General features: G+C 67.9%; 24 protein-coding genes and 4 pseudogenes. 12 read left to right on the plus strand and 16 right to left on the minus strand.

What is annotated here, in order from left to right; genetic code table 11:
- Positions 1 to 75 (minus strand): annotated as a pseudogene (locus tag A5705_RS27790) (DUF3558 domain-containing protein); the annotation flags it as partial.
- On the opposite strand from A5705_RS27790, the pseudogene A5705_RS28505 reads away from it, so the two are divergent.
- Positions 69 to 167: pseudogene (locus tag A5705_RS28505) on the plus strand (hypothetical protein); the annotation flags it as partial. The pseudogenes A5705_RS27790 and A5705_RS28505 sit on opposite strands and share 7 nt — an antisense overlap.
- 85 nt (positions 168 to 252) lie before the next feature.
- Here the strand turns inward: A5705_RS28505 and A5705_RS12685 are convergent.
- Positions 253 to 1248: a GGDEF domain-containing protein gene (locus tag A5705_RS12685; RefSeq protein ID WP_068277815.1), complete on the minus strand. Its 996-nt coding sequence runs from the start codon at positions 1246 to 1248 to the stop codon at positions 253 to 255.
- A gap of 299 nt (positions 1249 to 1547) precedes the next feature.
- Between A5705_RS12685 and A5705_RS12690 the strand changes: the two genes are divergently transcribed.
- Positions 1548 to 3038, plus strand: a complete 1491-nt coding sequence (locus A5705_RS12690) for an FAD-dependent monooxygenase (RefSeq protein ID WP_068277818.1) — start codon at positions 1548 to 1550, stop codon at positions 3036 to 3038.
- A 23-nt stretch (positions 3039 to 3061) separates the two neighbouring features.
- Here the strand turns inward: A5705_RS12690 and A5705_RS12695 are convergent, their stop codons facing one another.
- Complete coding sequence (locus A5705_RS12695) at positions 3062 to 3400, minus strand: DUF3253 domain-containing protein (protein WP_156738215.1); 339 nt, start codon at positions 3398 to 3400, stop codon at positions 3062 to 3064.
- A gap of 165 nt (positions 3401 to 3565) precedes the next feature.
- Between A5705_RS12695 and A5705_RS12700 the strand changes: the two genes are divergently transcribed.
- Positions 3566 to 4396, plus strand: coding sequence for an LLM class F420-dependent oxidoreductase (locus A5705_RS12700; protein WP_067872468.1), 831 nt, complete (start codon positions 3566 to 3568; stop codon positions 4394 to 4396).
- Positions 4397 to 4409: 13 nt separating this feature from the next.
- Here the strand turns inward: A5705_RS12700 and A5705_RS12705 are convergent, their stop codons facing one another.
- Positions 4410 to 4592, minus strand: a complete 183-nt coding sequence (locus tag A5705_RS12705) for a hypothetical protein (protein ID WP_067872471.1) — start codon at positions 4590 to 4592, stop codon at positions 4410 to 4412.
- A 129-nt stretch (positions 4593 to 4721) separates the two neighbouring features.
- Here A5705_RS12705 and zwf point away from each other — a divergent pair, with 129 nt between their 5' ends.
- Positions 4722 to 6221 (plus strand): glucose-6-phosphate dehydrogenase, encoded by a 1500-nt coding sequence (gene zwf, locus A5705_RS12710; protein WP_068277821.1) that lies wholly within the window; start codon positions 4722 to 4724, stop codon positions 6219 to 6221.
- Here the strand turns inward: zwf and A5705_RS12715 are convergent.
- Positions 6218 to 7453, minus strand: a complete 1236-nt coding sequence (locus tag A5705_RS12715) for a triacylglycerol lipase (protein ID WP_068277846.1) — start codon at positions 7451 to 7453, stop codon at positions 6218 to 6220. The two genes, zwf and A5705_RS12715, sit on opposite strands and share 4 nt — an antisense overlap.
- Positions 7454 to 7514: 61 nt before the next feature.
- Here A5705_RS12715 and hrpA point away from each other — a divergent pair, with 61 nt between their 5' ends.
- The 3 genes from hrpA (at position 7515) to A5705_RS12730 (ending at position 13399) form a co-directional block, all read left to right on the plus strand.
- Positions 7515 to 11414, plus strand: coding sequence for an ATP-dependent RNA helicase HrpA (hrpA, locus tag A5705_RS12720; protein WP_068277823.1), 3900 nt, complete (start codon positions 7515 to 7517; stop codon positions 11412 to 11414).
- 202 nt (positions 11415 to 11616) lie between these two features.
- Positions 11617 to 12435, plus strand: a complete 819-nt coding sequence (locus tag A5705_RS12725) for a PE family protein (protein WP_197521262.1) — start codon at positions 11617 to 11619, stop codon at positions 12433 to 12435.
- Between the two features lie 64 nt (positions 12436 to 12499).
- Entirely contained in the window at positions 12500 to 13399 is a 900-nt protein-coding gene (locus A5705_RS12730; RefSeq protein ID WP_231982419.1) for a CoA ester lyase, read from the plus strand.
- Here the strand turns inward: A5705_RS12730 and A5705_RS12735 are convergent.
- Positions 13396 to 13971, minus strand: a complete 576-nt coding sequence (locus A5705_RS12735; protein ID WP_067872484.1) for a cyclic nucleotide-binding domain-containing protein — start codon at positions 13969 to 13971, stop codon at positions 13396 to 13398. The genes A5705_RS12730 and A5705_RS12735 overlap by 4 nt on opposite strands.
- Positions 13972 to 14136: 165 nt before the next feature.
- Between A5705_RS12735 and A5705_RS12740 the strand changes: the two genes are divergently transcribed.
- The gene (locus A5705_RS12740) at positions 14137 to 15372 is read left to right on the plus strand and encodes an osmoprotectant NAGGN system M42 family peptidase (protein ID WP_067872488.1); all 1236 of its coding nucleotides are present in this window, start codon (positions 14137 to 14139) and stop codon (positions 15370 to 15372) included.
- Positions 15373 to 15558: 186 nt separating this feature from the next.
- On the opposite strand, the pseudogene A5705_RS27175 reads toward A5705_RS12740, so the two are convergent.
- Positions 15559 to 15714, minus strand: a pseudogene (locus A5705_RS27175) (helix-turn-helix transcriptional regulator); the annotation flags it as partial.
- Positions 15715 to 15977: 263 nt separating this feature from the next.
- On the opposite strand from A5705_RS27175, the gene A5705_RS12745 reads away from it, so the two are divergent.
- Entirely contained in the window at positions 15978 to 17300 is a 1323-nt protein-coding gene (locus A5705_RS12745; protein ID WP_068277826.1) for an NAD(P)/FAD-dependent oxidoreductase, read from the plus strand.
- Here the strand turns inward: A5705_RS12745 and A5705_RS12750 are convergent.
- The 3 genes from A5705_RS12750 to A5705_RS12760 form a co-directional block, all read right to left on the minus strand.
- A complete protein-coding gene (locus tag A5705_RS12750; protein ID WP_067872495.1) occupies positions 17267 to 18355 on the minus strand; it encodes a diguanylate cyclase in 1089 nt (362 codons plus the stop codon). The two genes, A5705_RS12745 and A5705_RS12750, sit on opposite strands and share 34 nt — an antisense overlap.
- A gap of 192 nt (positions 18356 to 18547) precedes the next feature.
- Complete coding sequence (locus A5705_RS12755) at positions 18548 to 19024, minus strand: ATPase (protein ID WP_068277828.1); 477 nt, start codon at positions 19022 to 19024, stop codon at positions 18548 to 18550.
- Positions 19021 to 19689 carry a DUF899 family protein gene (locus A5705_RS12760; protein ID WP_068277852.1) on the minus strand — a complete coding sequence of 223 codons (669 nt, stop codon included), beginning with the start codon at positions 19687 to 19689 and terminating at the stop codon, positions 19021 to 19023. The genes A5705_RS12755 and A5705_RS12760 overlap by 4 nt, the downstream gene beginning before the upstream one ends.
- Before the next feature lie 131 nt (positions 19690 to 19820).
- Here A5705_RS12760 and A5705_RS12765 point away from each other — a divergent pair, with 131 nt between their 5' ends.
- Positions 19821 to 20051, plus strand: coding sequence for a DUF167 domain-containing protein (locus A5705_RS12765; RefSeq protein WP_067872501.1), 231 nt, complete (start codon positions 19821 to 19823; stop codon positions 20049 to 20051).
- Between the two features lie 5 nt (positions 20052 to 20056).
- Here the strand turns inward: A5705_RS12765 and A5705_RS12770 are convergent, their stop codons facing one another.
- Both A5705_RS12770 and A5705_RS27795 read right to left on the minus strand, forming a co-directional pair.
- Positions 20057 to 20902: an alpha/beta fold hydrolase gene (locus tag A5705_RS12770; RefSeq protein WP_068277835.1), complete on the minus strand. Its 846-nt coding sequence runs from the start codon at positions 20900 to 20902 to the stop codon at positions 20057 to 20059.
- 50 nt (positions 20903 to 20952) lie between these two features.
- A complete protein-coding gene (locus tag A5705_RS27795) occupies positions 20953 to 21132 on the minus strand; it encodes a hypothetical protein (RefSeq protein ID WP_156763108.1) in 180 nt (59 codons plus the stop codon).
- Positions 21133 to 21221: 89 nt separating this feature from the next.
- On the opposite strand from A5705_RS27795, the gene A5705_RS12775 reads away from it, so the two are divergent.
- A complete protein-coding gene (locus A5705_RS12775; protein WP_068277837.1) occupies positions 21222 to 21542 on the plus strand; it encodes a hypothetical protein in 321 nt (106 codons plus the stop codon).
- Positions 21543 to 21826: 284 nt separating this feature from the next.
- On the opposite strand, the gene A5705_RS12780 is transcribed toward A5705_RS12775, so the two are convergent.
- The 4 genes from A5705_RS12780 to A5705_RS12795 form a co-directional block, all read right to left on the minus strand.
- Positions 21827 to 22474, minus strand: a complete 648-nt coding sequence (locus A5705_RS12780) for a maleylpyruvate isomerase family mycothiol-dependent enzyme (protein WP_068277855.1) — start codon at positions 22472 to 22474, stop codon at positions 21827 to 21829.
- Positions 22475 to 22556: 82 nt separating this feature from the next.
- Positions 22557 to 23114, minus strand: coding sequence for an FKBP-type peptidyl-prolyl cis-trans isomerase (locus tag A5705_RS12785; RefSeq protein ID WP_067872882.1), 558 nt, complete (start codon positions 23112 to 23114; stop codon positions 22557 to 22559).
- A gap of 43 nt (positions 23115 to 23157) precedes the next feature.
- Positions 23158 to 24333, minus strand: coding sequence for a serine hydrolase domain-containing protein (locus tag A5705_RS12790; RefSeq protein WP_068277840.1), 1176 nt, complete (start codon positions 24331 to 24333; stop codon positions 23158 to 23160).
- A complete protein-coding gene (locus A5705_RS12795; protein WP_068277843.1) occupies positions 24330 to 25802 on the minus strand; it encodes a biotin carboxylase in 1473 nt (490 codons plus the stop codon). Before A5705_RS12795 ends, A5705_RS12790 begins: the two co-directional genes overlap by 4 nt.
- A 288-nt stretch (positions 25803 to 26090) precedes the next feature.
- On the opposite strand from A5705_RS12795, the pseudogene A5705_RS12800 reads away from it, so the two are divergent.
- Positions 26091 to 26399 (plus strand): annotated as a pseudogene (locus A5705_RS12800) (carboxymuconolactone decarboxylase family protein); the annotation flags it as partial.
- Positions 26400 to 26582: the final 183 nt, after the last annotated feature.

Consider the following 26582-nt stretch of genomic DNA (forward strand, 5'->3'; position numbering starts at 1 on the left):
GGTAGCGAGCGTCAGCTCCATGAGCTTGATGGCCTGCCCGCAGGCGTCGATGCCGGGCGCCTGTGGGTCCACCCACCGTGGCGCCCTACCCCGGACCCCTCGGCGAACGCGCCGACTGGTGGTGGTACGACCCCTTCCAACCCCAACCACCACCATCGACCAACTAGATTCGCGAACGGCACCGCATCAAAGCCCAAACAGATTGCGGCACAACCAAACTCGCTCGCACTACCGTTTCGAGCCGCGTCGGCTCTACAGCGCGCGGCGCAGATCGGGATCCCGGGCCTCCGGAGATCTCTTCTGCTTGGCGGCGTAGAGACGGTCGTCCGCGACCGCGTACAGCTGGGCGACGTCGGCGCTTTCACCCGGCGCCGATGCCGCGCCGACGCTGGTGCCGGGTGTGTGCAGCCGCACCCCGGCGATGAACCGCTCGGCCGCCGTCGGCGCCCGGCCCGCGCGCTCCGCGATGCACACGGCGAATTCGTCGCCGCCGAGCCTGGCCAGCACGGCGTTGGCCGGAGCCACTTTTCGCCACACGCTGGCGCGGCTGACCAAGTGCTCGTCCCCGGCGACGTGTCCGTCGGTGTCGTTGATCCTTTTGAAGTTGTCGATGTCGAGCGCGATGACGGTGACGGTGGCCGCCGACGAACGGGCTCGCGCCAGCAGGTCGGTGGTGGCGATCTCCCAGCCGGCCCGGTTCAGCAGGCCGGTGAGCGGATCGGTGCAAGCGGCGGCGACCAGACTGCGCGTCACCAACCCGAAGGACTCGGCGGCCCCGACGATCGCGACCACGAAGATGACGTAGTCGAGATAAAACCTGGCCGTATGCGAGACCGCCAAGCCGACAATCGACGCCACGGCCAGCACGCCGACCAGAAGCGTCCCCCGGCGTGGCGAGTAGAAGGCGCGCAGGTACATCGCCAGGAACATCGGCGCGATCAGGCAGGCGAATTCGGCGGTGATCGCGATGTGGAACGCCATCACGATCGGCGTCGCCGCGATCGCGGCGGCCGTCGCCGGCGCGGGTTTGTCAGGCCGGACGCCCAGCCACCCCAGCGCCGCCACCCCGAGGGCGATCGCCACGATGCCCCCGGCCGGACTGCCGTACGTCAGGCCCCGGTGGATCGGGAAAAGCGAGAACAAGACGCCGTATGCGTAGAGAAAAGTGGTGGCGCTCAGGTAGATCCGGAGCAGCCGGACCTGGTGTTTGCCGTAAAAGCCGCTTCCCGAATCGGCGCGCAGCCGCAATTGCTGTCGGCCAGTGACCCGACGGCCGAAAGGGCCTGCGAGGCGAAGACCCATCCCGTCTCTCTCTGATCAGCTGCGGCTATGCGGAGGCGCTGCCAATTGTTTCATCGCCGATATGGGAGCGCGCCCTCGATTATCTGAACCGTAATGGATGGGTCGAGCGATGTCCGCAAAAGGAGGGGACGGTTTTAATCCGTCCCACTTCAACATATTACGCACCCGGGGGCTTGCGGCAAGACCGGGGTCATGCCGCAAAATCGCTGGTCGAAGCGGAATCGGAGCGAATCGGGGGTTGCGAAATGAGTGCGTTGTCAGCGGTGGAGGAAAGCCACGCGGTGGTGATTGCCGGGGGAGGCCCGACCGGGTTGATGTTGGCCGGCGAGTTGGCGCTGGCGGGGGTCGACGCCGCCATTGTCGAGCGCCGCGCCAGCCAGGAGTTGATCGGCGCACGGGCGGGCGGATTGCATTCGCGCACCATCGAGGTCCTCGATCAGCGCGGTATTGCCGACCGGTTCCTCGCCGAGGGTCAGGTGGCGCAGGTCGCGGGGTACGCCCAGATTCGACTGGACATCAGCGACTTTCCCACCCGGCACCCCTACGGGCTCGCGCTCTGGCAGACCCACATCGAGCGGATCCTGGCCGGTTGGGTCGACGAGCTTGCGGTGCCGATCTATCGCGGATGCGAGGTGACCTCCGTCGCCCAGGACGACACCGGCGTCGACGTGGCGCTGTCCGACGGCCGGTTCCTGCGCGCCCGGTACGTAGTCGGGTGCGACGGCGGACGCAGCGCGGTCCGTAAGGCCGTCGGCATCGACTTCCCGGGATGGGATCCGACGACGAGCTACCTGCTCGCCGAGGTCGAGATGGCGGGCGACGGCGAGCCGGAATGGGGCATCCGGCACGACGGCCTCGGCGTCCATTCGCTCAGCAGGCCGGAGGACGGGGGGCCGGTGCGGGTCATGGTGACCGAGCGGACGGTGGGCGGCACCGGCGATCCGACCCTCCGCGAGCTGAGCGAGGCGCTCGTCGCCGTATACGGGACCGACTACGGGATACACAGCCCCACTTGGATCTCGCGGTTCACCGACGCGGCGCGGCAGGCGGCGGCATATCGCGCGGGGCGGGTCCTGGTGGCCGGCGACGCCGCCCACGTGCATCACCCGATAGGCGGGCAGGGCCTCAACACCGGTGTACAGGATGCGGTGAATCTTGGGTGGAAGCTGGGCCAGGTGGTCAAGGGAACCTCGCCCGACGGGTTGCTCGACAGCTACCACGCCGAACGGCACCCGGTCGGGGCTCGCGTGCTGCGCAACGCGATGGCGCAGATGAGCCTCCTCCGTCCCGACGAACGCCTGACGGCGTTGCGCGACAGCATGTCCGAGCTCCTCGGCATGGACGAGCCGCGGCGGCGATTCGGTGCGATGATGTCGGGCCTGGACATCCACTACGACCTGGGCGAGGGGCACCCACTGCTGGGGCGCCGCATGCCCGACCTGGAGGTGGTCACCCCCGACGGCGCGACGCGGGTGTTCACCCTGCTGCGCGACGCGCGACCCGTGCTGCTCAATCTCGGCGAGCAGGCTTGCGATCTCGGCGCCCGCGAGGGTCGGGTCAAATCGGTTGACGCCAAATACCTTGGGGCCTGGGATCTCCCGGCGCTGGGCACGGTGACCGCGCCAACCGCCGTGCTGATCCGGCCCGACGGATACGTCGCCTGGGTGGGGGAGCGGACCCAGGTCGGACTTGCCGACGCCCTCACGACGTGGGTCGGGCCGCCAGCCGCCGCCTAGCGGACATGCCGGCGCCGGCCCGGTCAGCGCGGAGTCCGGATGCGGACGGGTCCGTGCCAGTTGCCGTCGGGATCCAGCACTTTCCCGCGCTGTGTGATCTCCAACTGACCAGATCTCGCCAGCTCCCGCGCGACCTCTCGGGTGTCGGCCATCAATTCGCGCCATCCCTGACCCCCGACGGCCCGCGCGGCATCCGACGGGCAGGTGCTGCTGCCCGGTCCGCGATGGTGAGCCAACGCGCGCAGCGCACATTTCAGTCGTTGCCTCAGCGGCCCGTCGCCCAGAGCGATCGCGGCATCATCGGCGCCCGGACCGCCATCACCCACGACCCGGCTCAACTCGGCGCGCAGGGGCTGATCCACGGTTCTACGATCCCTCAGCGTCGGGCCGCTGAAAAACCGCGGAGCTCATCGACCAGCGTGGACACCTCACGCCGGCGGGAAGGAACTGCGCATTCGCTCAGTTTTTAGTGCAAGCGCCCGGCCCGACGGCCAAGATCGGCGTCGACACCAGGACGAGAGGCAAAGATGACCGACTCAGCCAGCGACACCAGGCCCCACCACGTGCGGATCGGCGTCCAGTTGTGGCCCGGGGGGACGCCGGACTACCGCACCTGGCGGCAGGCGGTGCTGGACGCCGAAGAGCTCGGCGCCGACGCCATCTTCGGCTACGACCACTTTCACAAGCCCTTCGTCGACATCGTCGGCGGTGTCCCGCAGCTGCACGATGAACAGCCGGAGGTCAACAACTTCGAAGGGTGGACGGCGCTGGCTTCCTGGGGCGAGATCACCACGCGCGCCGAGATCGGTCTGCTCGTCACCGGCATGCCGTACCGCAACCCCGACCTCGTCGCGGACATGGCCCGCACGGTCGACCACATCAGCGGGGGCCGGCTGATCCTCGGCCTCGGGGCGGGCTGGTATTGGAAGGACTTCACGGTCTACGGCTACGACTACGGCAGCGTGCGGTCGAGGATGGACCAATTCGACGAAGGCCTCGCGCGCATCGAACATCGGCTCGCTCACCTGACGCCGGGCCCGGTGCGACGCATCCCGATCCTCATCGGCGGCGGTGGGGAGCGGCGGACGATTCCGACCGCGGCGCGCCACGCCGACATCTGGCACAGCTTCGAACCCATCGACGAATTCCGTCGCAAGAACGAACTGCTCAAACGCCTCGCGGCGGAGGCCGGGCGCGATGAGGCCGCGATCGAACGGGGGATGGGCTGGACCGACGCGAAGACCGCCGACTCCTTCGTCGACGAGGGCGTCACCCTGTTCACCACCGAGATCCACCCGGATGGCGACGGCTACGACTTCTCCGAGCTGGAGAGGATGCTCGCCTGGCGCGGTCGATGAGCCGACGGGCAGGCTAGTCCGGCGGCTCCTCCATCGAGCCGCGGGTGGGGGCGTGTTCCCGCTCGCTGGGCTTGCCGGCAACATCTTCCGCTTCCCGCTCGTTGGCGACCTTCTCGCCGAGTTCGTCGACGATGTCCTCCAGGTGCTGAGCGTGACTCACTGGGTCTCTGTCGGGGTCTGTCATGTCGCTTTCCATTGACGTTCACGGTCGGGCCACGGTACCCGTCGCTATTCCATACCCCGACGCGCGATTCGTAACCTCATCCGGAATTACCGACGCGACGCAGGGCTGCACACACGGCGCGACGATGGAAGTATCGCAAGGGTGGCTACCAAGAAACCGCAAACGATCTCGTACCCGGCGCCGGAAAAACGCCCGCGCCGCCACGACGCCGAACCGCTCGATCCCCACGTCATCGTCCTGTTCGGCGCGACGGGGGATCTGGCCAAGCGCAAGCTGATCCCCGGCCTGGCCTACCTGGACCAGTCCGAGCTTGCCCCGGATATCCAAATCGTCGCGACGTCGCTCGAGGAACTCACCGACGACGAGTTCCGTGAGCTGGCCAAGAACGCGATCGACTCGTTCGGCGCGCACAAGCTCACGCCCGAGCAGTGGGACAACTTCGCGAAAATCATCACTTACGTTCCGCAAAGTGCCGGACCCGATTCGCTGGCCGACGCGGTCGCCGAGGCCGAAAACAAACTGGACCGCAACGTCAAGCGGTTGCACTATCTTTCGGTCCCCCCGAAAGCCGCGCGCGCCGTCATCACCATGCTGCGCGACGCGAAGCTCGTCGAGCGCTCCCGAGTGGTCATGGAAAAACCGTTCGGCACGGACCTGGCCAGCGCCGTCGCGCTCAACGACTTCGTGCACGAAACATTCGACGAATCACAGATTTTCCGCATCGACCACTTCCTGGGCAAAGAGGCCGCCCAGAACATCCTGGCGTTCCGCTTCGCCAACGGGCTCTTCGAGCCGATCTGGAACCGCAACTTCATCGACCACATTCAGATCGACATCCCCGAGGCCCTCGGGCTGGATCAGCGGGCGAACTTCTACGAAGAAACCGGCGCCTATAAGGACATGGTGGTGACCCACCTGTTCCAGGTGATGGCGTTCGTGGTGATGGAGCCGCCGACCGCGCTCGAGCCGTTCGCCATCAGCGAGGAAAAGAACAAGGTGTTCCGGTCGATGCTCCCCATCAAGCCCACCGAGGTGGTGCGCGGCCAGTACAGCGGCTACCGCGACGAGAACGGGGTGGCGAAGGACTCCGACACCGAGACGTTCATCGCGCTCAAGGTCGGCATCGACAACTGGCGCTGGGCGGGCGTGCCGATCTATCTGCGCACCGGCAAGAAGATGGCCGAGGGCATCCGCATCATCTCGATCGCCTTCAAAGAGGCTCCGCGGACGATGTTTCCGCCGGGGTCGGGCGTGGGGACCCAAGGCCCGGACCATCTCACGTTCGACCTCGCCGACAACTCGAAGGTCTCGCTGTCCTTCTACGGCAAGCGGCCCGGTCCCGGCATGAAGCTGGACAAGCTGTCCATGCAGTTCTCCTCGCAGGAGATCGACACCGTCGTCGATGTGCTGGAGGCCTACGAGCGGCTCATCCTCGACGCGATGCGCGGCGACCACACGCTGTTCAACACCGCCGAGGGCATCGAATCATTGTGGGAGCGTTCGGAGGATCTGCTCAACGACCCGCCCGCCGCCAAGGTGTATCAGCCCGGCACGTGGGGTCCCAACGCGATTCACCAGTTGATCGCGCCCAACGCCTGGCGGTTGCCGTTCGAGCGGGAATGGCGGGAAAACAAGAGCTAGCCAATGGACTTCCTGGGCGGCTGACTCAGCCAGTCGCGCAGTTTCGCGTAGATCTCGGCGTGGTTGAGCAGGTCGAAGTGGTGCAGGCCGGTGAGCGTGAGCCCGTGGTCCGGCTCGAACGGAATCTGGCGGGACTTGCCGTTCCCGGATGCGCTGTGGTGGCGCACCAGCCGGTCGCCGAGAACGGCCCCGACCGCCCCCGGGGCGGCGGTGGTGGCGACGAAATGGTGGGCGGCGCCGGGCAGGAACGGGACCTCGTTGCACCGGTCGCGCAGGAACTCGTCCGGGTCGCAGTCGGTCCAGTCCTCGTCGAGCAGGGCGCCATACCGCAGGTCCTTGGTGCCCGAACTGCGTGCGTTGAGGAAGGCCGCCAGGCCCGCGGTTTCGGGCAGCCGGGCCAGCGCCCAGGACGCGGCGTTGACGCCCTTCTCCAGGTCGGCGCCCAGGTGCGGGGAACCGAGGCAGACGACGTGGCGGACGGCGTCGGGCCAGCCGTGCCGGTGGTGCGTTCCGTAGTGGCACGCGCTGCGCGCCACCAGGCCGCCCATCGAGTGACCGACCAGCGCGATCTCCTCGACCGGGACCGGCCACAGCGCCCGCAGCCGCTCGATCACGGCGGCCAGGGATTTCCCGTTGTCGGAGATGTGCAGGCCGGTGTTGTAGCGCAGGTAGACCGGGGTGAACCCGAGGTCGCCGCGCAGCCTGGCGCCGTACGGCGTCACCTCCTCGCCGTCGCGCGGCCGCCGCCACCACGACCGTTCGGTCATGCACCAGCCGTGCACGAACACCGCGATCCGGCCGGTGGGCTCCGGAAACGCCGCCGCGATCTCGTCGGCCTCCAGCGCGACGGGCTTGCCGCGCCGGCGCACCCCCATGGTGAGCGCGAAGCCGTTCCCGCGGTCGGTCAGCTCATCGCCGTAGATCCCGTTGAGCGCGGCGATGAAACCGGCGACTCTCGGGTCCGCCTCGACGGTTTCGTCGTCGTCGTCGCCGCGCGCCTCGGCGGCCAGTTCACCGGCACTGCGCAACGCGGCCCGCAGCGCACGGTCGACGGCGTAGTAGGTGGCCGCGGCGGTCGTGTCGTGAACGACCTGTACGGGTTTCGACACCGGGCCGATGGAGTGGAAGACCCGGCGCGCGATGCCGTCGTGCGTGTCGCGCACCAGGCTCGTGAGCACCCGGGTGCCTTCGCCGGCGAGGTCGGCGAGTGACCGGATTTCCTGTCGCTGCATGAGCTCCTCCTCCCTGCTCCCACCCAGGGTTCCCACTCCTTACGCCGATTAGCCACCTATCCTGGCCGGAGTGTCCGTCGGAGATCTGCGCCATCGCCTCGACGGCCTGACCACCCGCGACGCGGCACGCCTCGGGCGGCGCCTGAAGCACCTCCGCGACGCCCCACCGGAAAAGCTTCGACAACTCGCCGGCCAGATCGCGGAGGCGGAGGCGCTCGTCGCCGCCCGGCACGCCGCCGTCCCGGCTGTCAGCTATCCCGACCTGCCGGTCAGCGCGCGGCGAGACGACATCGCCGCGGCGATCAGCGGGCACCAGGTCATCGTGGTCGCGGGCGAGACCGGGTCGGGCAAGACCACCCAGCTGCCCAAGATCTGCCTCGAAGCGGGCCGCGGCGTCCGCGGAACGATCGGGCACACCCAGCCCCGGCGGCTGGCCGCCCGCACCGTCGCCCAGCGCATCGCCGACGAACTGCAGACCCCGCTCGGCGAGGCCGTCGGCTACACCGTCCGGTTCACCGACCGGGTCAGCGACCGCACCCTGATCAAGCTGATGACCGACGGCATCCTGCTCGCCGAGATCCAGCGCGACCGCCGCCTGCTGCGCTACGACACCCTGATCCTCGACGAGGCCCACGAGCGCAGCCTGAACATCGACTTCCTGCTGGGCTACCTGCGCGAGCTGTTGCCGCGCCGGCCGGACTTGAAGGTGATCGTCACCTCGGCGACCATCGAGCCGCAACGGTTCGCGGCACACTTCGGCCGGGCGCCGATCGTCGAGGTTTCCGGGCGGACGTATCCGGTGGAGATCCGGTACCGGCCGCTGGAAGTCCCGGTGTCGTCGGACGTCACGGATGACCCCGACGACCCCGACCACGAGATCGTCCGGACCGAGATCCGCGACGAGATCGAGGCGATCGTCGACGCGATCCATGAGCTGGAGGCCGAGCCGCCGGGGGACATCCTGGTGTTCCTGTCCGGCGAGCGCGAAATCCGCGACACCGCAGAGGCTTTGGGCGGGTTGAAGCACACCGAGGTGCTTCCGCTGTACGCCCGGCTGCCCACCGCCGAGCAGCAGAAGGTGTTCGCGCCGCACACCGGGCGGCGCGTCGTGCTGGCGACCAACGTGGCCGAGACCTCGCTGACCGTGCCGGGGATCCGCTACGTCGTCGACCCGGGCAATGCCCGGATCTCGCGGTACAGCCGCCGGTTGAAGGTGCAACGGTTGCCTATCGAGCCGATCTCGCAGGCCTCGGCGGCGCAGCGGGCCGGACGCTCGGGCCGGACCGCGCCAGGCGTGTGCATCCGCCTGTACTCCGAGGAGGACTTCGCCGGCCGACCGCGCTACACCGACCCGGAGATCCTGCGGACCAACCTCGCCGCGGTGATCCTGCAGATGGCGGCGCTGCGGCTCGGCGATATCGAGGATTTCCCGTTCCTCGACCCGCCGGACCGGCGCAGCGTTCGCGACGGCGTTCAGCTGCTGCAGGAGCTCGGGGCGTTCGACGCGGGCGGCGCGATCACCGACCTCGGCCGCCGCCTGGCGCGGCTGCCCGTCGACCCGCGGCTGGGCCGGATGATCCTGCAGGCCGACGCCGAGGGCTGCGTGCGCGAGATGCTGGTGCTGGCCGCGGCGCTGACGATCCCCGACCCGCGGGAGCGGCCCACCGACCGGGAGGAGGCCGCCCGCCAGAAGCATGCCCGCTTCGCCGACGACGCGTCCGACTTCGTTTCCTACCTCAACCTCTGGGCCTACCTGCGCGAGCAGCGAGCCACATTGTCGCGCAACGCTTTTCGGCGGATGTGCCGCGACGAGTTCCTGCACTACCTGCGCATCCGCGAGTGGCAGGATCTGGTCGGGCAGCTGCGCAGCATCGCCCGCGATCTGGGCATTGTTGAGTCTGACGAGCCGGCCGACGCGGCGAGCGTGCACGCGGCGCTGCTCGCCGGCTTGCTGTCACACGTAGGCATGCGCCGCGAGGACGGGCGCGAGTACCAGGGCGCGCGCAATTCGCGATTCGTCCTGGCGCCCGGCTCGGTGCTCGCCAAACGGCCGCCGCGCTGGGTCGTGGTGGCCGAGCTCGTCGAGACCAGTCGCCTCTATGGGCGGACCGCGGCGCGCATTCAGCCCGAGCTGGTGGAGCGCGTGGCCGGTGACCTGGTGCAGCGCACCTACAGCGAACCGCACTGGGACGCACGCCGCGGGGAGGTGATGGCTTTCGAGCGGGTGACGCTGTACGGCCTGCCGCTGGTCGCGCGCCGTCGCGTCGGGTACGCGCGCGTCGAGCCCGCGGTCGCGCGGGAGCTGTTCATCCGGCACGCGCTGGTCGAGGGCGACTGGCAGACCCGCCATCACTTCTTCCGCGACAACGCGCGGCTGCGGGCCGAGCTCGAGGAACTGGAGGAGCGGGCGCGCCGCCGCGACCTGCTCGTCGGCGACGACGAGGTGTACGCGCTCTACGACGCGCGCATCCCGGCCGAGGTTGTCTCGGCGCGGCACTTCGACGCGTGGTGGAAAAAGCAGCGGCACAAGACACCTGACCTGCTGACGTTCAGCCGCGACGACCTGCTGCGCGCCGGGGAGACCGCCGACGCCGACCGACCCGACAGCTGGCAGTCGGGCGATGTCGCGCTGCCATTGACCTACCGGTTTGAGCCCGGCGCCGCCGACGACGGTGTCACCGTCCATATTCCGATGGACGTGCTGGCGCGATTGGGTGGCGACGAGTTCGCCTGGCAGGTGCCGGCGCTGCGCGAGGACCTGATCACCGCGCTCATCCGCTCGCTGCCAAAAGACCTGCGGCGCAACTTCGTTCCCGCCCCGGACGCCGCCCGCGCGGTGCTGGCCGGGATCGACCCGAGCGGCGAGCCGCTGCTGCCGGCGTTGCAGCGCGAGTTGCGCCGTCGCAGCGGTGTTTTCGTACCGATCGACGCCTTCGATCTGGACAAGCTGCCCGCGCACCTGCGGGTGACGTTTGCGGTCGAGTCCGCGGACGGCGTCGAGGTCGCCCGCGGCAAGGACCTGCAGGATCTGCAGGAGCGGCTGGCCGCGCCCGCCCGGCATGCCGTCGTGCGCGCGGTCGCCGGCCGGCTGGAACGACAGGGGTTGCGCGGCTGGCCCGACGACCTGGACGAACTGCCGCGCTCCGTCGAGCGAACCGTCGAGGGCCGCATCGTGCGCGGCTTTCCCGCGTTCGTCGACGCCGGCGCGGCGGTGGACCTGCGCGTGTTCGCCACGTCGGTCGAGCAGGACGAGGCGATCGGGCCCGGCACACGACGCCTGCTGCGGCTGAGCGTGGCGTCGCCCGTCAAACCGGTGGAGCGCCAACTGGATCCGAGGACGCGCCTGGCGCTCGGTTCGAACCCGGACGGCTCCCTGTCCGCGTTGCTCGACGACTGCGCCGACGCCGCGGTTGACGCGCTAATGGCCCGGCCGGTGTGGACGCGCGACGAGTTCGGCGCGCTGCGCGATCGGGTGGCGGAGGCCCTGCTGCCGACGACCGTCGACGTGGTGGCCCGCGTCGAAAAGGTGCTGTCGGCCGGGCACGAAGCGCAACTCGCATTGCCGGCGCAACCGCCACCGGCCCAGGCCGACGCGGTCGCCGACGTCCGGTCCCAGCTGGAGCGGCTGTTGCCGCCCGGATTCGTCACCGCCACCGGACGCGCGCACCTCGCAGACCTCGCGCGGTACCTGACGGCGATTCGCCGGCGCCTCGACCGGTTGCCGCACGGGATCGACGCCGACCGCGGGCGGATGCGGCGGGTGCGCGCGGTGCAGGACGCCTACGACGGACTCCTGCGCGCGCTGCCGCCCGCACGTGCGGCAGCCGCCGATGTCCGCGACATCGGCCGGCAGATCGAGGAGCTGCGGGTGAGCCTGTGGGCCCAGCAGCTCGGCACCCCGCGGCCGGTCAGCGAGCAGCGTATCTACCGGGCGATCGACTCCCTACACGACCGGCAGTGATCGGTTGTCGCAAAACTCCCGCCCCAGTGGCCGAAAAAGCAGGTCGCAGCAAACTTCTAGTATTGCCACGTTTACCATTAACCCGAGAACGATTGATAGCGATTCGGCCCGGTAATCCATCCCCGACTGTTACGATTCGCCGATCGCCAAATGTCGAGGCGTTTCGTGAGCGGACTGTTCGAGGGAGGGCGGAATCATGTCATTGCTGAGCATCGCGCCGGACGCCGTATCGGCGGCCAGTGGCAACTTGGAGAACCTGGGATCCGCGCTGCGCAGCGCCACCAGCATGGCGGCGGGTCAAACAACCGCAATAGCCGCGCCGGCCGCCGATGAAGTCTCGTCGGCCATCACGGCGCTTTTAGGTGTCCACGGTCAAGAATTCCAGGCCATCAGCGCCAAGGCGGCGGTCTTTCACGACGAGTTTGTGAAGCTCTTGAGCGGCGGCGCCGCGCAATACCTGAGTACCGAAGTCGCCAATGCCGAGCAAACGTTGGTGAATGCGTTGAATACGCCAGCGGAGGCGCTGCTGGGCCACCCGTTGATCGGCCCCGGCCAGCCGAGCGGGGGTGCGGCCGCCGCCGTCGCGGCGCAAACGATCACCCAGAGCTTCGGTCCGTTCCAGTTCGCGATAAGCGCGACCCCGGGAGGCGTAAGTGAGCTCGTCACGCTGAACGGTCCGTTGGGACAGCTGGGGTCGTTGTCGCTGAACGGCATCCCGTCCTTTCCCGCGACCGGCGGCGTCGGGTTGGCGGTGAACGGTACCGGCACCGCTAATACCGCACTCGGTCCCGTCACATGGTTCTCGGCCACCGGGAGCGAGTTCATCTCACCCAACGGCGTGTTCGGGGCATCCCTCGGTGGACTCACGCCGATTGGTTACGCGGCACTGTCGGTGAACGGAGCGTTGCCGGGCGGAATAACCGGAGGGTCGTTGACCACCTTGGGTTTGGAGTTCTTCTTCCAGGGGACGCAGTTCGGCGTCATTCCGCTGTTCGGGAACCTGCCGCCGCTGATTTTCTAGCCGGGCCTCCGCCCGCCGGCACTCCGGCTGGGCCGCGCCCGCCGGCACCGCATAACCTTGCCGCGTGGACGTTGAACACCGCGAGTCGGCGGCGCTGCGCCCGCGCAGATCTGCCCTTTACTTGCCCGGCAACAACTCCCGGGCGCTGGAGAAGGGCAAGACGCTGCAGGCCGACGTGTTGATCTTCGACCTGGAAGATGCCGTGGGACCCGGCGCCAAGGCCGACTCGCGGGCCAGGGTGTGCGACGCGATCAAGGGGAAGAGCTACCACCCGCGCGAGGTCGTGGTGCGCGTCAACGGCCTGGACACCGACTGGCACGACGATGATTTGGCCGCGGTGGCCGGCTCGCCGGCCGATGGTGTGCTCGTGCCGAAGGTCGAGACGGGCCGGCAGGTCCAAGCGCTGGCCGCGGTGCTCGACGAGCTCGGCGCGCCCGCGGCCATGAGGCTGTGGGTGATGATCGAAACGCCCCGCGCCTTCCTGAGAGCGGAGGAGGTCGCGTCGGCCAGCGATCGGTTGGCCGCGTTGGTGGTGGGCACCAACGACCTCGTGAACGAGCTACACGGTCTGCACGTACCCGGACGCGCGCCGGTGCTGACGGCCTTGTCGTTGGCCGTGTTGGGCGCGAGGGCGGCCGGAAAGACCGTACTGGACGGGGTTTTCAACGACATCACCGACGAGGGCGGCTTTCGTGCCGAGGCGCGGCAAGGTCGCGAGCTGGGGTTCGACGGCAAGACCCTCATTCATCCATCCCAGATCGCCCCGGCCAACGAGCTGTTCGGCCCGTCGCAACAGGAGCTGGCCGACGCCCGCAAGATCGTCTCGGCCTACGAGCAGGCCGAGGCCGCGGGGAACAGCGTCATCACCGTTGACGGCCGGATGATCGAAAGCCTGCACGTGCGCGACGCCCAGCGCATCCTCGCGCTCGCCGAACTCATCTCGCAGAGGGAATACGCGTCCTAGCGGGCGGCGATCCACTGCGTGAGCGCGTCCTCGAGTGCCGTGGTGACACTCATACCCGCGGTGGTGGCGGCCTCCTCGAACCGCTCGACCAGGTCGGCCGGGACCGACGCATTTACCTTGCAGCGCTCTGGTTTTGGCTTACCCTGCGCACGGACCACCGGCTCATGTCGGGCGACGGTCGCGTCCATCGTCTCGCGCAGGACGGGCATCTCCTCGAGCAGGCGGGCAAGCTCGTCGCGTTCGATGCGAAGCACCTCCGACGGCCCGGTCGTCGTCACCGTCGCGGAACGGAGTTGCCCCCGGCGGAGCACGGATTCGCCGATCACCTCGCCCGGGCCCAACACGGCAATGCGGTCCTGGCCGACGTACACCCCGGCCTCCCCGCTGAGCATGATGTAGCAGGCGTCCGACGGAGTCTGCTCCAAAATGAGCGGCCACGGCTTGGACCGCGCAATGCGGTGCGCCGCTCCGACGAGACGGTGCAGCTCATCATCCGAGAACTTGTCGAACGCATCGAACTGCCGCAGCCGGCGGACGTCTTCCTCCTGGTGTCCTTCCGCATCCACTTTCATAGCGGGCTCCTCATGCGCGATGTAAGCCGGACATCGAGGAGCCTAACTTGGATCGGCTGCAATGAAGAAGAAAAAGGTGATTGGTCGCCATGCGCCTGCCGGGCGGTCAAGTCCCGTCACCCGGTAGGTTGAACGCGAATCCCGACGAACCCGAAAGGAGACACGGTGCACCAAACCGCGGCCATGGCTGAGGCCGACCGCGCGTGGATGATCGACACTCTGCTCGCGCTGCTGCAGACCCCGAGCCCCTCGGGGCGCACGGATGCGGTGATGCAGCTGATCGGCGACATCTTCGACGACTTTGGCGTGCCGTTCACCCTGACCCGCCGGGGTGCGCTGACCGCCGAACTGCCGGGGGAGTCCGCGACCACCGACCGGGCGCTGGCCGTTCACGCGGACACCATCGGCTGCATGGTGCGCAGCCTCAAGGACAACGGCCGCCTGGAGCTGATTCCGGTCGGCACCTTCTCGGCCCGGTTCGCCACGGGCGCCCGGGTGCGGATCTTCAGCGACGACCCCGACGAGTTCATCACCGGCACCGTCTTGCCGCTCAAGTCCAGCGGGCACGCGTTCGGCGACGAGATCGACACCCAACCCACCGACTGGAAACACGTCGAGGTCCGCGTCGACCGCAAGGTGTCGTCGCGGGAGGACCTGGTGCGCCTCGGCCTGAACGTCGGTGACTTCGTCGCGCTGATCGCCAGCCCCGAACTCACCGCCGACGGCTTCATCGTCTCCCGTCACCTCGACGGAAAGGCCGGTGTCGCAATCGCACTCACGCTCGCCAAGAACATCTCGGAGAACAAGGTGGTGCTGCCGCACCGCACCACGATCATGATCACGATCACCGAGGAGGTGGGTCACGGCGCCAGCCACGGCCTGCCCGCGGATGTCGCGGAACTGGTCTCGGTGGACAACGCGGTGTGCGCACCCGGCCAGCATTCCGTGGAGGACGGCGTGACCATCCCGATGGCCGACATGCACGGCCCCTTCGACTACCACCTGACCCGCAAGCTCTGCCGGCTCGCCGAGGAGCACGACATTCCTTTCGTGCGGGACGTGTTCCGCTACTACCGCTCCGACGCCGCCGCAGCGATCGAGGCGGGCGCGGAGACCAGGGCCGCGCTGGTCGGCTTCGGGGTCGACGGCAGCCACGGCTGGGAACGGACCCACATCGAGTCGCTGGAGGCCGCCTACAACCTGTTGCACTGCTGGCTGCAGACTCCGTTGACGTTCGCCAAGTGGGACGCCAAGCCGTCGGGCAATCTGCGGGACTTCCCGTCGTCGAAGCAGCCCGCGCCGACCGAGCAGTGGGTGCCGCTGGCCCGCGGCGAGCACGCCGAGCCCGGGGATGCGTCGCCGGGTTCGCACTGGCCGCCGTCGGAGGGCCCGCAGGCCTGACCCATTCTGGGGCTACGGCTGACCCGCCAGCCCGTCTTCGCCGAACAACGAGCCGCCGGCGCCCCCCGGTAAGGAACTGCGCGTTGTACCGGGCCGTACCGCTCGACAAGGAACGATTCTGTTCCCCCGTCGACGATCGCCACCCTTGCCAGGCTATTGCCGTGGGCGACTGCATTCATCAGGGGTTCACCTACTCATATCGTTTTCCGATTTCCGGGCTTGCAGCGCTTGGTACAGCTCGGCGCGCGACCGGATGTTGAGTTTTCGGTAGATGCGGCTCAGGTTGACCTCTACCGTCTTAGGGCTGATGAACAGGGCCGCGGCGATGTCGCGGTTGATCATGGCAAATCAAGCGGACTCTCTAAGAAGCGGCGTGGGACCCGGAGCGCCCTGCCGCCCCGCATCCTGCCCATCGCCGTCAGACCGGCGTTGAGGTGAATCCTCCTGCGATCAAACGGGTTTCGCTGGACGCGGGCCGCGCGTCCCGCCGCGCGTGCGGGCGGGTAGCCAGGCACAACCTGAACGATATCTAAGATCCCTCTTACTATTTTCTTATTATTCGGGTAGGGTCGCGGGCAGGACTGCTGAACGATTGCGGGAGCGGTATGAAGCGATTCGATGTCGTCGTTGTAGGTGCGAGGTGCGCCGGGTCGCCGCTGGCGGCGACGCTGGCGCGGCGGGGCATGAGCGTTTGCCTCGTCGACCGAGCCCGGTTTCCGTCGGAGACCCCGTCGACGCACATCATCCAGCCGTCCGGCGTCGAGTTGCTCGATCGGCTCGGAGTGCTCGAGGGGGTGTCGGCCGCCGGCGCGGTGCCGCTGGATCGCATGACGATGGTGATCGATGACGCGGTTCGGATCCACGCGACCGTCGATCCCGGACGTTTTACCCACCCGTCCCTGTGCGTTCGGCGGGTGACGCTCGACGCGTTGCTGGTCGACGCCGCGGCCTCGGCGGGTGCGGATGTTCGCACGGGCGTGCGCGTCACAGGCCTTCACACCGAGGACGGACGCGTTACCGGAGTCGACACGGCCGCCGGTCCCATCGAGGGGCGGCTGGTGGTCGGCGCCGACGGGCGCCACTCGACAGTCGCCGCGGCCGTCGGGGCCCGCGAATACCATGTCGCGTCGCCGGGGAAGATGTTCGCCTGGGCGTATTTCGAGCATGTGCGCGACCGGGAGGGGCACGCGCGACTGGGCCGCCGCGGAGATGTGGGCTTTCTCGCCGGTCCCACCGACGGTGAGCTCTACATGGCCGCGATCGCCATCGACATGGCCAAACAGGCCGAGTTCCACGCCAATCGCGACGTCAACTTCGTTGCCGGCCTGCGGAGCTGGCCCGAACTCGCCGACGTCATCGGCGACGGGCGACGCGTCGGCCCGATCCGGGTCGTGTCGAACTGGCACGGGTATTTCCGAGAGGCCGCCGGTCCCGGATGGGTCCTCGTCGGCGACGCGGGACACTTCAAGGATCCGGCACCGGGGCAAGGCATCAGCGATGCGCTCCGCCAGGCCGAGCGCTTGGCCGATTCCATCGAGGACGGGCTGGGCAAAGCCGGTCCCGACGACGCCATGCGGCGGTGGTGGCAGTGGCGCGACGAAGATGCTTACGAAATGTACTGGTTTGCAAAGGATTTCGGTGCTCCCGGCCCGACGACGCCGTTCAACACACGCCTCATGCGGGAAGTCGCCGCCGATCCCGCAGCGGCAATGAAGCTGTTGCTCGTGCTCAACCACGAATTTCGCCCTTCGCGGCTGTTCACCATTCCCATGATCGCGCGGGCCGCGGCGGGAGCGCTGCGGGACAGGCCCGACCGGCTGATCGCGACGCTCAAGGAGATCGTCAACGTGGCGAGCGACACGGCGCGCCGATCGCGGCAGCAGCTGACTGACCTTCAGGACGTTGATGCCGTCGTACGAGACCGGTGATGCCGCGCCTGGTTTCCGCCGCATCTCTTGGCTTCGTACATCGCGGCGTCGGCTTCGGCAACCAGCTCGCGATACGCCCGTTCGGCGTCGTCGCAACCCACGCTGCGCAACGGCAGGGTGGCGGTTCCCACGCTGGCCGTCACCGGAGCGGGGAGCGCCGCGACTGCCTTGCACAATGCGTTACCCCACCCGTGCGGCGGTTGGGTCGACACGACATCTGCGACGAGGAACTCCTCCCCGCCGACGCGGCCGATAACCGACGTGTCCCCGCAGACCGTCGTCATCGCCCGGGCCACCGCGGCGAGCGCCTTGTCGCCGGCCGCGTGCCCCTGGCTGTCGTTGACCGCCTTGAAGCGGTCGAGGTCGATCATGGCCACCGCCAAAAACATGTGCTCGCCGCCGGCAAGCATCCGCCCGATGATGGCGCGGTCGCAGGCCCGCCGATTCAACAGGCCGGTCAGTGGGTCGCGATTGGCGCGCAATAAATCCACGCCCAGCGCCCGGACAACAATGTGGATGGCGAATGGCACGATCACGTTGAGTTCGAGCACCAGAAAATAACCGGTGAGGGCCAGTGTCGCCTCGCCGGCGGCGACCAGGCGCACCACTTCGACCGCCGCGACCGCGCCGGCAAGGGACAAGTTCAGAGCCACATATCGCGCGGTGTGAAAGAACGCGACATAGCCACCCGAAACGGCTAAAGCCGAACATGCCATCAGGGCGACGATCGGCTGGGTCTGCCAGAGGCAGCCGGCGGCCACGCTCGCGCTGCCGATCATGGCGAAAGCAATCGATTGCCGCCGGGTGGGCCACCGGGACAACCACAACACCGCCATGCCCAGCCCGGCCACGCCGGCCACCACGGAGACGGTCAGGGCAAGACGCGGGTAGAACGGTGTTTGCCCCCACAGCACGTTGATCGGCCACAGCGCCAGCGACGCGGAGACCCCTGCCAAGACCCGGCGGGTGTTGGCGCTCAGCCCGTGGGCTTGCAGGTAACCGGTCAGCCAGTCGAAGTGGTCGGGTTGCCGCCACCACGCCGCCAACCACCGCATTGCTTGCCTTCCGAACTCGTCCGGGCCGTCGAGATTTACCAAACTAATCCGGATCGCACGACGATTCAGACGAACGCATTTATTCGACCCAAAGGATGCTTCGGATGGACAAATTGGAATGCAAGTCTGATGCCGCGGATGTATTTACGGTGGAGCCAATAATTGACGGGCCGCATTCACTGTCTAGTGGATTCAGCGCGTGACCGACCGCTCCAGGCTTGCCAGCGATTCGGCCAGGTAATCCGGACCGAAAGGAGGGATCGCGCCCACCCGCTCGCGAATATCTTGTGGCGTGGCGCTCCAGTCGTAGGTGAGAGTCACGTTGGTGTGGTCGCGGCCCGCGGCCAGGTCGTAGCGCCAGAACCAGCCGCCGGGACGGTGGTTGCCCGCGTCATCGAGCTGGCCCGGCATCCAGCCGATCGCGCGGTCCTGCTCGTACACGTTCACCAGGTTGTACACAACGTAGTCACCACCGGCCTGGGTGAGGAACATGTTCATCGCGAACATCTGCCCGGCGCCGGTGATCGGTGCGACGTCCACCGCGTCGCGGACCCAGTCGGTGGGTTCGGTGTTGCAGTGGTGCGACGGGTCCGCGAGGACGGCGAAGATCTGCGTCGGCGTCGCGGCGATGGTGCGGGTGGCGACGTAACGTTCGGCGGTGGCGGTCACGAGTTGTCCCTGGGTCCGTAGGCGCGGGCGATGGCGGGGGAGTCGAGCCACCCCGAGTATGTCGGGCGTGACGGCCAGCCTTCGGGGGAATCGAGCCATTCCTCCTGCCGGCCCCACGGCAGGATGTCGATCAGCCCGAACGAGTGGCCGAGCTGCTCGGTGCCTCGCCCGTTCGTGTGCCACGTGCGATACACGGTGTCGCCGTCGCGCAGGAACACATTGACCCCGAAGCCCCCACCGGGCGGCGCGTCCATGTCCGCGCCGAACGTGCTCTCCGAGGACGAGTACCACTCCATCCGGTTGCCGACCTTGCGCTTGTAGGCGAGGGCTTCCTCGATCGGTCCGTTGGTGACGATGACGAACCGGGCGTCGTAGTTGTCAAGGAACTCCAACCGGGTGAATTGCGACGTGAAGCCCGTGCAGCCACCGCACTGCCACTCCGCGCCGTCCGACCACATGTGGTGGTAGACGATGAGCTGCGAACGGCCGGCGAACACCTCCGCCAGAGCTACCGGCCCGTCGGGGCCGATCAGCGTGTAGTCGGGCAGCTCGACCATCGGCAGGCGCCGGCGCTGCGCGGCGATCGCGTCCAGCTCGCGGGTGGCGGCCTTCTCACGCTTGCGCAGTTCGTCGAGCGCGGCGCGCCAGGTCGCGTGGTCGGTAATGGGGGGCAGCGCTGCTTTGTCCACGTTCACGGGATCCACCTTTGCGATCGATTTCTTCGTAGCAGGTCTGACTCCCGGCGCGCGCGAAATTCACCGGTGCGACCGTCCGGCCGGCGGTAGCCTTACGCGCCATGACCGACTCCGTGGTCGTCAGGGTCAAGCCCGGCAGCCGCAAGGGACCCCTCGTCGAGGTCGGTCCCGACGGCGAGCTGACGATCTACGTCAGGGAGCGAGCGGTCGACGGCAAGGCCAACGACGCGGTCACCCGCGTGCTGGCTGAACACCTGCGCTTGCCGAGAAGCAGCGTCGAATTGGTATCGGGAACGACGTCGCGGCTCAAGCGGTTCCGGGTGAGCCGTTGAGCGTGCTACGCCCTCACGGCGTTCAATGCCGCGATCGCGTCGATCACCGCCTCGGGGTGATCAAGGGAGACAAAGGTTTTCGCGTCGGGCACCTCGATCAGTTTCCCGTTGCTGAACAACTTGGCCAGGCGCCGGCCCAGGCCGGGGGTGAAGCAGCGGTCCGCTTGGCCCCACACCAGCGTGACCGGCTTGGTGAAACGGGGAAGGCGGGTGGCCACGTCGGTGAGGTCGAAAGTGGCGACCTGTCGCAGCAACGCCGCCAGGTCGCGGCAGATGCGGGAGTCGTGAAGGCAGGGCTGCAGCCAGGCGGCGGTGAGCTCCGGATCGGGCCGCTTGATGAGCAGGCCGTAGCCCAGCACCGAGTGCCGCAGCGTCCGCCACCGCAGTGGTCGGATCAGCGCCTTGATCGAGGCGGGCCCGCGAGCCAGCCCGAACACGACGTCGAAGGGGAAGGGCGGGCACTTGTCGAAGGCGTCGCAATTGGTGAGCAGCAGGCGGCCGATCCGGTCCGGGTGGGCGTCGACCACCAGTTGGCACAGCCCGCCCCCGGTGTCGCTACCGACCAGCGTCACATCGGAAAGGTCGAGGGCGACGATCGCGTCGTCGATCAGCTCGGCGACCCCGGGCAGGGACAGCACGGCGGCGTCGTCGACCGGGATGGTGTGTGAGCCCAGCGGCAGGGTCGGCACGATGCAGCGGAACCCGCGCCGCGCCAGGCCTTCGGCGACGTCGCGCCACAGTCGCCCGTCGACCAGGATGCCGTGGACGAACAGCACCGGCGCGTGCGGCGAATCCTTCGGCCCGAATTCCTGGTATTCGATGGTGGCCTGCCGCAGCGCGAGCTGTGCCATGACGGTTGTCCCTCCTTGAGCTTCGTACCGACCCCTACCCGAATCGAAGCTCAGCGGCCGCTGCCACGGCCAGCCCGGAGACTGCCATGCACTGCCAATGCCTGGTCAGGGCCCGGCGTGTAGATCGACATCACCGTGTCAAGGTCGTGGGCCCGAAGCGCGCTCGCCAGCTCGTCGATTCGCCGTCGAATCTCGGCTTCGTCGGCCGCGGGGTCCGTTTCAGTCGTCACAGACCCGACGGTAGCCGCGCCGGGCCTCTTGACCTGTCCGGCCGGGCTCGGTTCGATGATCCATATGCCACGAGGGGGGGAGGCTTGCAATGAGGACGTTCGTCCGCCGTCTCGTTCTCGCTGTCTTGGCCGCGCTGGCGTCGATGGCCGCCGTGACCGTCGCGACGCCGGCGGTGAGCAGGGCCGACTGCGCGGACGGCGAGTGGTGGGACCCGACGGGCAAGGTCTGCCGACCGCTCGGTGTCGGGCCGCAACCCCTGGCATGCGACCCGGGGCAGTGGTGGGACCCGACGGCCAATGTATGCCGGCCACTGGGTGTCGGGCCGCAACCGCTGGCATGCGACAACGGCTGGTGGTGGGATCCGGGCGCCAACGTGTGCCGTCCGCCGCTGGTACCGCCGGCGAGCTAACCCGGCGGTGGCCTTCACAAGATCGCTTAGTAGACGCTGGCGTACCTTCGCCATGCATAGTAAGCTCATAGCCAATAGTGAACGTACTCGTCTATAATCCGCAGAACGAAGGCGCCATGTACACCGCACCATCGCCTTTTGACGACCCGACCACGCCGATTGACGCCCAAGCGTTGCGAGCCTGGTGGGCGCGGCAGCGACATGAAGCGCAAGGGATGCAGCGAGGCAAGCCGGAGCGCGCCGCGTTCATCCGACAAAGATTGTGACGGCGCCAGCACCGCCGCTCAGTGGGCGCAGCATCGGGCGCGCAGCGTGGGGACGCCGGGGCCCGCGAGATCGTCGCAGTAGGCGCCGCGCCCGGCCATCGCCATCGTGAGCGCCAGAGTGGTACCGCTGACGAGCGGTCCGGTGCCGGTCGCGAAGGAACTGTCCGTCGCCTCCAAGCGCAGACCATCGATCGCACTGCGGCCGGCAACCGTGAAGTCCCGACGAGCAAAGAATTCCGCTACCGGTGTGACGACGTCCACCGGAGGTGTGCGGAGGACCCCGAGTGGCCGCCGGATGTCTTGGGCGTGCACTATCACCTCACCCAGCCAGGCGGTGGTCGGTCCCAGTGGCGCGGTGGTGCTGGTGATGACCCGCCGGAATCGCTCGAGCGTCTCGGCAGGGTTATCGCCTCGGTGTTCGGCCAGGCGGCGGTCGTTATGCAAGTCGAAGTCGAACCGCGCGCCCAGGGCACTGGTGAGCCAGCGCAGGGGACCGGTGCTCGCGGCCGCCGTCAGGTGGGCGACCACCTCCTCGACAACCCACCGCGCGCACAATGATTCCTGCGTCCACTGCGCGTCGTCGAGGCCGGCGAGATCCTCTGCGAGCGCGGCGCGCTCGGCATGGACCGCCGACCAGAGAGTGTCGCGGTTGGCGCCTTGGAACATGTGAGCCTCCATTGCACGGCCGAGATGACATCGGTGTAGACCTGCGCCAGGCACCAAAGTCATCGGGCGACCGGAACGGGCGTCAGCCCGAGGCGCTCAGGATCTTGATCGCGAAGACGAGCGAGTCGCCCGGCCGGATGCCGGCGCTGGGCTGACCGTCGGGGTAGCCATCCGCGGACGTCATCGCGACGGCGACCGTGGACCCGACCTTCTGTCCCGTGATGGCCTTTTGGAACCCGGGCACGACTCCGGTGAGGGGGAAGTCCACCGGGGCGCCCCTGTCGTAGCTGCTGTCGAACACGGAGCCGTCCCGTCCGTTGACTCCCATGTAGCAGACGGAAACCTTTGCGGTCGCGGGAACCACCGGTCCGTCGCCGGGGCGCAGGGTGTGCACCTGGGTCTGGGTCACGCTGAAGGGTGCCGTGACGTTCACGCGTGGAGCCGTCGTATCCGTGGACCCGGTGACCGCGACGCTGCCCGTCGTTCCGGCGAGCGTCCAGTCGGGCGTCGCCCCGTTCTGTGGTGCCGCGGTGGGGCAGGAGCCTGCCGCGGTCGCCGTGCCGGATACGGCGAGCGGCAGAATGCCGCCCGCGACGCAGGCGACGAAAGCGGCGGAGGAGAACACCCGGGGAGATTTCACGGCCGTCACGCTACCGCAGCGTCACAAGGCGGCCCGACTCCCACTAACTGGCGATTCCGGCCAGTTCGTGTGCCACCGCCTCGAATGCGCGCAGCGTGTCCAGCATGTGCGGCTCCTGAGAGTGCGGCTGGGTGGACACCTTGGCGGCGACCATCTCCGCGGCACGGTTGAGGTAGATCATCTGGCCGCACATGCCCAGGCACAACACAACGTTGCTGCCGGGGTAGGGAAACCACATCTGGTTGCGGTACATCCCGCCGGGCAATTCGGTGTCGTCGGGGCTTGCGGCGAAGGCCTGACGCGAATCGGGACCGCCGTCGAGGGTGTCGGCGATCCAAGCCGTCGGTACCACCTGCCGGCCGGTCAGCGATGCGCCGTCGCGCAAGAACAGCGACCCGAACCGGATCATGTCGGTGAGGCAGGCGCTGATGCCGCCGTTGAACATCCCCGTGCCTTCGCTGTCGACGCCGATGGTGGCGTCGCTCTGGGCGCCGATGCGGCTCCACAGCAATTCCGACATCAGCTCGGGCATCCGCTGGGCGCCGGCGACTTCGCAGATCCAGCCGAGCACGTCGGTTTCACACGAGCGATATGCGAAGGGGCCGCCGTGTGGCGACTCCTGCCGCAATGTCAGCAAGAACTCGCGCAGCGTGGCAGGTGCGTCCGGACGGCTCCGGGGAGCCCAGCCCATCGCCTGGTCGAGGAGGTGTATCTGTGCGGCCGGGTCATCGTAGTTTTCCGTGAAGGCGATGCCCGACCTCATGTCCAGCAGGTGGCGCACCGTCGCGCCGGCGTAGCCGCACTTCGCCAGGGCGGGAACGTATTTCGTGACCGGCGCGTCCAGCTCGATCGCACCCGATTCGTGCAGCGCGCCGGCGACGGTGCCCACCAGCGACTTGCTCACGGAGAACAGCAGGTGCCGGGTGTTGGGTCCCATGCCGTGGAGGTACTCCTCGGCGACCAACGACCCGCGGTGGGCGACGGCCCACCCGTCGGTGGCCGTCGCGGCCATCACCGCGCCGACCGTGGTCGCCGTCCCGTTGGTATTGGTCACCGGGATCCCGGCGATCGGAGCACTGGCCGCGGGCAACGCCGCGCGCGGCCCGCCTCCGCGCGAGATCGCCGCGGTCGGCACCATGTCGTCGACGTGCTGGAATGACCAGCGCGCGTAGGGCGAAGACAGCCAGTTGGCCAGGGAGATGCCGGCCGGGACGCTCACGCGCGCGCGACGAGTCGCGAGACGATCGGCGCGGCCGGCGTCAGGGGAGTTGAGGTGAATTTCGCCTTCATGCCCTTGATCCAGCGCTGGCAGCGCTCGCTGAGCTGATAGTCGTCGGTCTGCAGGTGCGAACGGGTGACGAGCACGCCGAGTTGGGCGCCCTCGGAGCGTAAGTCGCCGGGCGCGGCGACCCGCATGTAAAAGGCCTCGGACCCGTCGAGCAGCGTGGCCCAGTCGTTGGCGGTCCGCGAAAAGGAGACCCGACCGTCGTCGTCGATGCGCCATACCCCGGTGCGTGGCGTCGCGGTGAAGATTTCGATATTCGGCGACGTCTCAGTGAGTATCACCTGGCCCCAGACCTCGTCCTCGCCGTAGCCGCGCTCCCAGCGCTCATTGATCTCGTCGATGTCGAGCTCGTACTCCACGTCCATGTACTCGAGCAGGTGAAAGAGGAACAGCGGCATGTCGGCGTAGGCCTCGGTGGTCAGGTTCGTCATCGGGCTGGCGCCGGACAGCCGCGGATTCACCTCGCCGAGGTAGAGCTCGTCGGAGTCGAGGTCGTGCAGCAGGTCCACCTCGAAGTAGCCGAGGTAGCCCTCGTGGCGCATGACGTCGCCCAGCTTTGTCACCATTTCTCGCGCGGCGTGCGTCTGGGCGGGCGGCAGCACCTCGTGCCAGATGTCATTGCCACACCAGCTGCCCCGGCTCGGCGTCAGCTCCGAATAACCGACGAGACTCGTCATCGCCGGGCCGACGACGGTGCCGTGGCGGGTCACGGCGCCCTCGAGGCAAACCTCGACGTTGCGGATCCGCTTCATGACCTTGAGGTCCTGCCCTAGCAGGTCACCGGCGTGCTGGTCCCAGTCGCGTTGACCGTGCACAAAGAACGTCCCGCTGCCGGCGTTGCCGTAGGCGATCGAGATGACGAGGTCATCTCCCAGGCCGGCGTCTTGTGCGAGCGCCAGCAATTCGTCGTAGGAGCCGGCCCGTCCGATCGTGTTGGGCACGCTGGGCACGCCCGCCTCGTCGGCCAGGCGCGTCATCACGATCTTGGAACCCAGGCGATTGCGCAGCTCGATCGGCGGATGCATGACCTCGAGACCTGCCGAACGGGCCAGGGCCTGGATTTCTTCGTTCATCATCACAAAGCAGCACTTGCCGCCGGGACCCTTACCGGCGATGAACTCGAGCGTCTCGGGGTCGGACAGCAGGTGGCTGCACACCTCGTCCATGGAGTCGAAATCACGGCGGTCGCGTCGCCGGGGCACGAACACGCGCGAATGCGTGCCCTCGAACGAGTCGAAGTAGGTCAGGTAGAAGAAGTTTCGTATCCAGCGGTCGACGCCGAGCAGGTTGAACGGGGTAGGCGAGATGAAGTACAGCGGCGTCTTGTTCGTATGGAAGAACGCGCGGATGTCCGACAGTCCGTTCAGTACGCGCGGCTGAGGGCCGCCGGCGGGCGCGCTCATGCCACCCACTCATACGTCGGCGCCTGGGACGACCGGGAGGCGGACGGCGGGGAAACTGGCGCCGCGGTCAGGGCGATGGCGCTGAGATCACATAACTCCATTGCACAAGTGTGCGGCACGCCTTTAGGCGTGTCTAAGTGAGGAGTCGAAGAAGCCTGCCCGGAGAACGGTTCAAATGCGGGTCCACTCGTCGCCTTCGGCTCCGACGACCGGGTGCGGTCACATTCCGCGTTGCACATGTGTCGACCCGGTAGAGCGATCACCCGAACAACGACAGAGGAGACGTCCGTGGACGCACGTCTGAGTTTCTACGACAGCACCATCGGCTCCAAGTTCGCCAAGCACATCAACTCGGCCGGCAAGGTCATATCCGACTCGACGCTGCCGCGCGCGACATAGGACTTGGTGAAGATCCGCGCAAGCCAGATCAATGGCTGCAGCCTGTGCACCGAGATGCATACCAAAGACGCGGCACATGCGGTCGAAACGCCATTGCGCCTCAACCTTGTTGCCGCCTGGCGAGAGGCCAAGATCTTTACCGACGCCGAGCGCGCGGCGCTGGAGCTCGCCGAACACGGCACTCGACTGGCCGACGCTGATCGCGTTGATCAACGCCTACAACCGAATCAATACCCCGCGGATTCATACGGTCAACGCAACATCCACTGATTTTGGAGGTTGCTATGCCGCGTGGTCATCCGATTGCGAGGTCGGTCAAACGTCAGCTTTTCGATCTGGTCTGTCAGGGCGCGGCCGTAACGCGGGCGTCGTCGGAGTTGG

The organism is Mycobacterium sp. E787, from assembly GCF_001668725.1.
Classification (GTDB): domain Bacteria; phylum Actinomycetota; class Actinomycetes; order Mycobacteriales; family Mycobacteriaceae; genus Mycobacterium.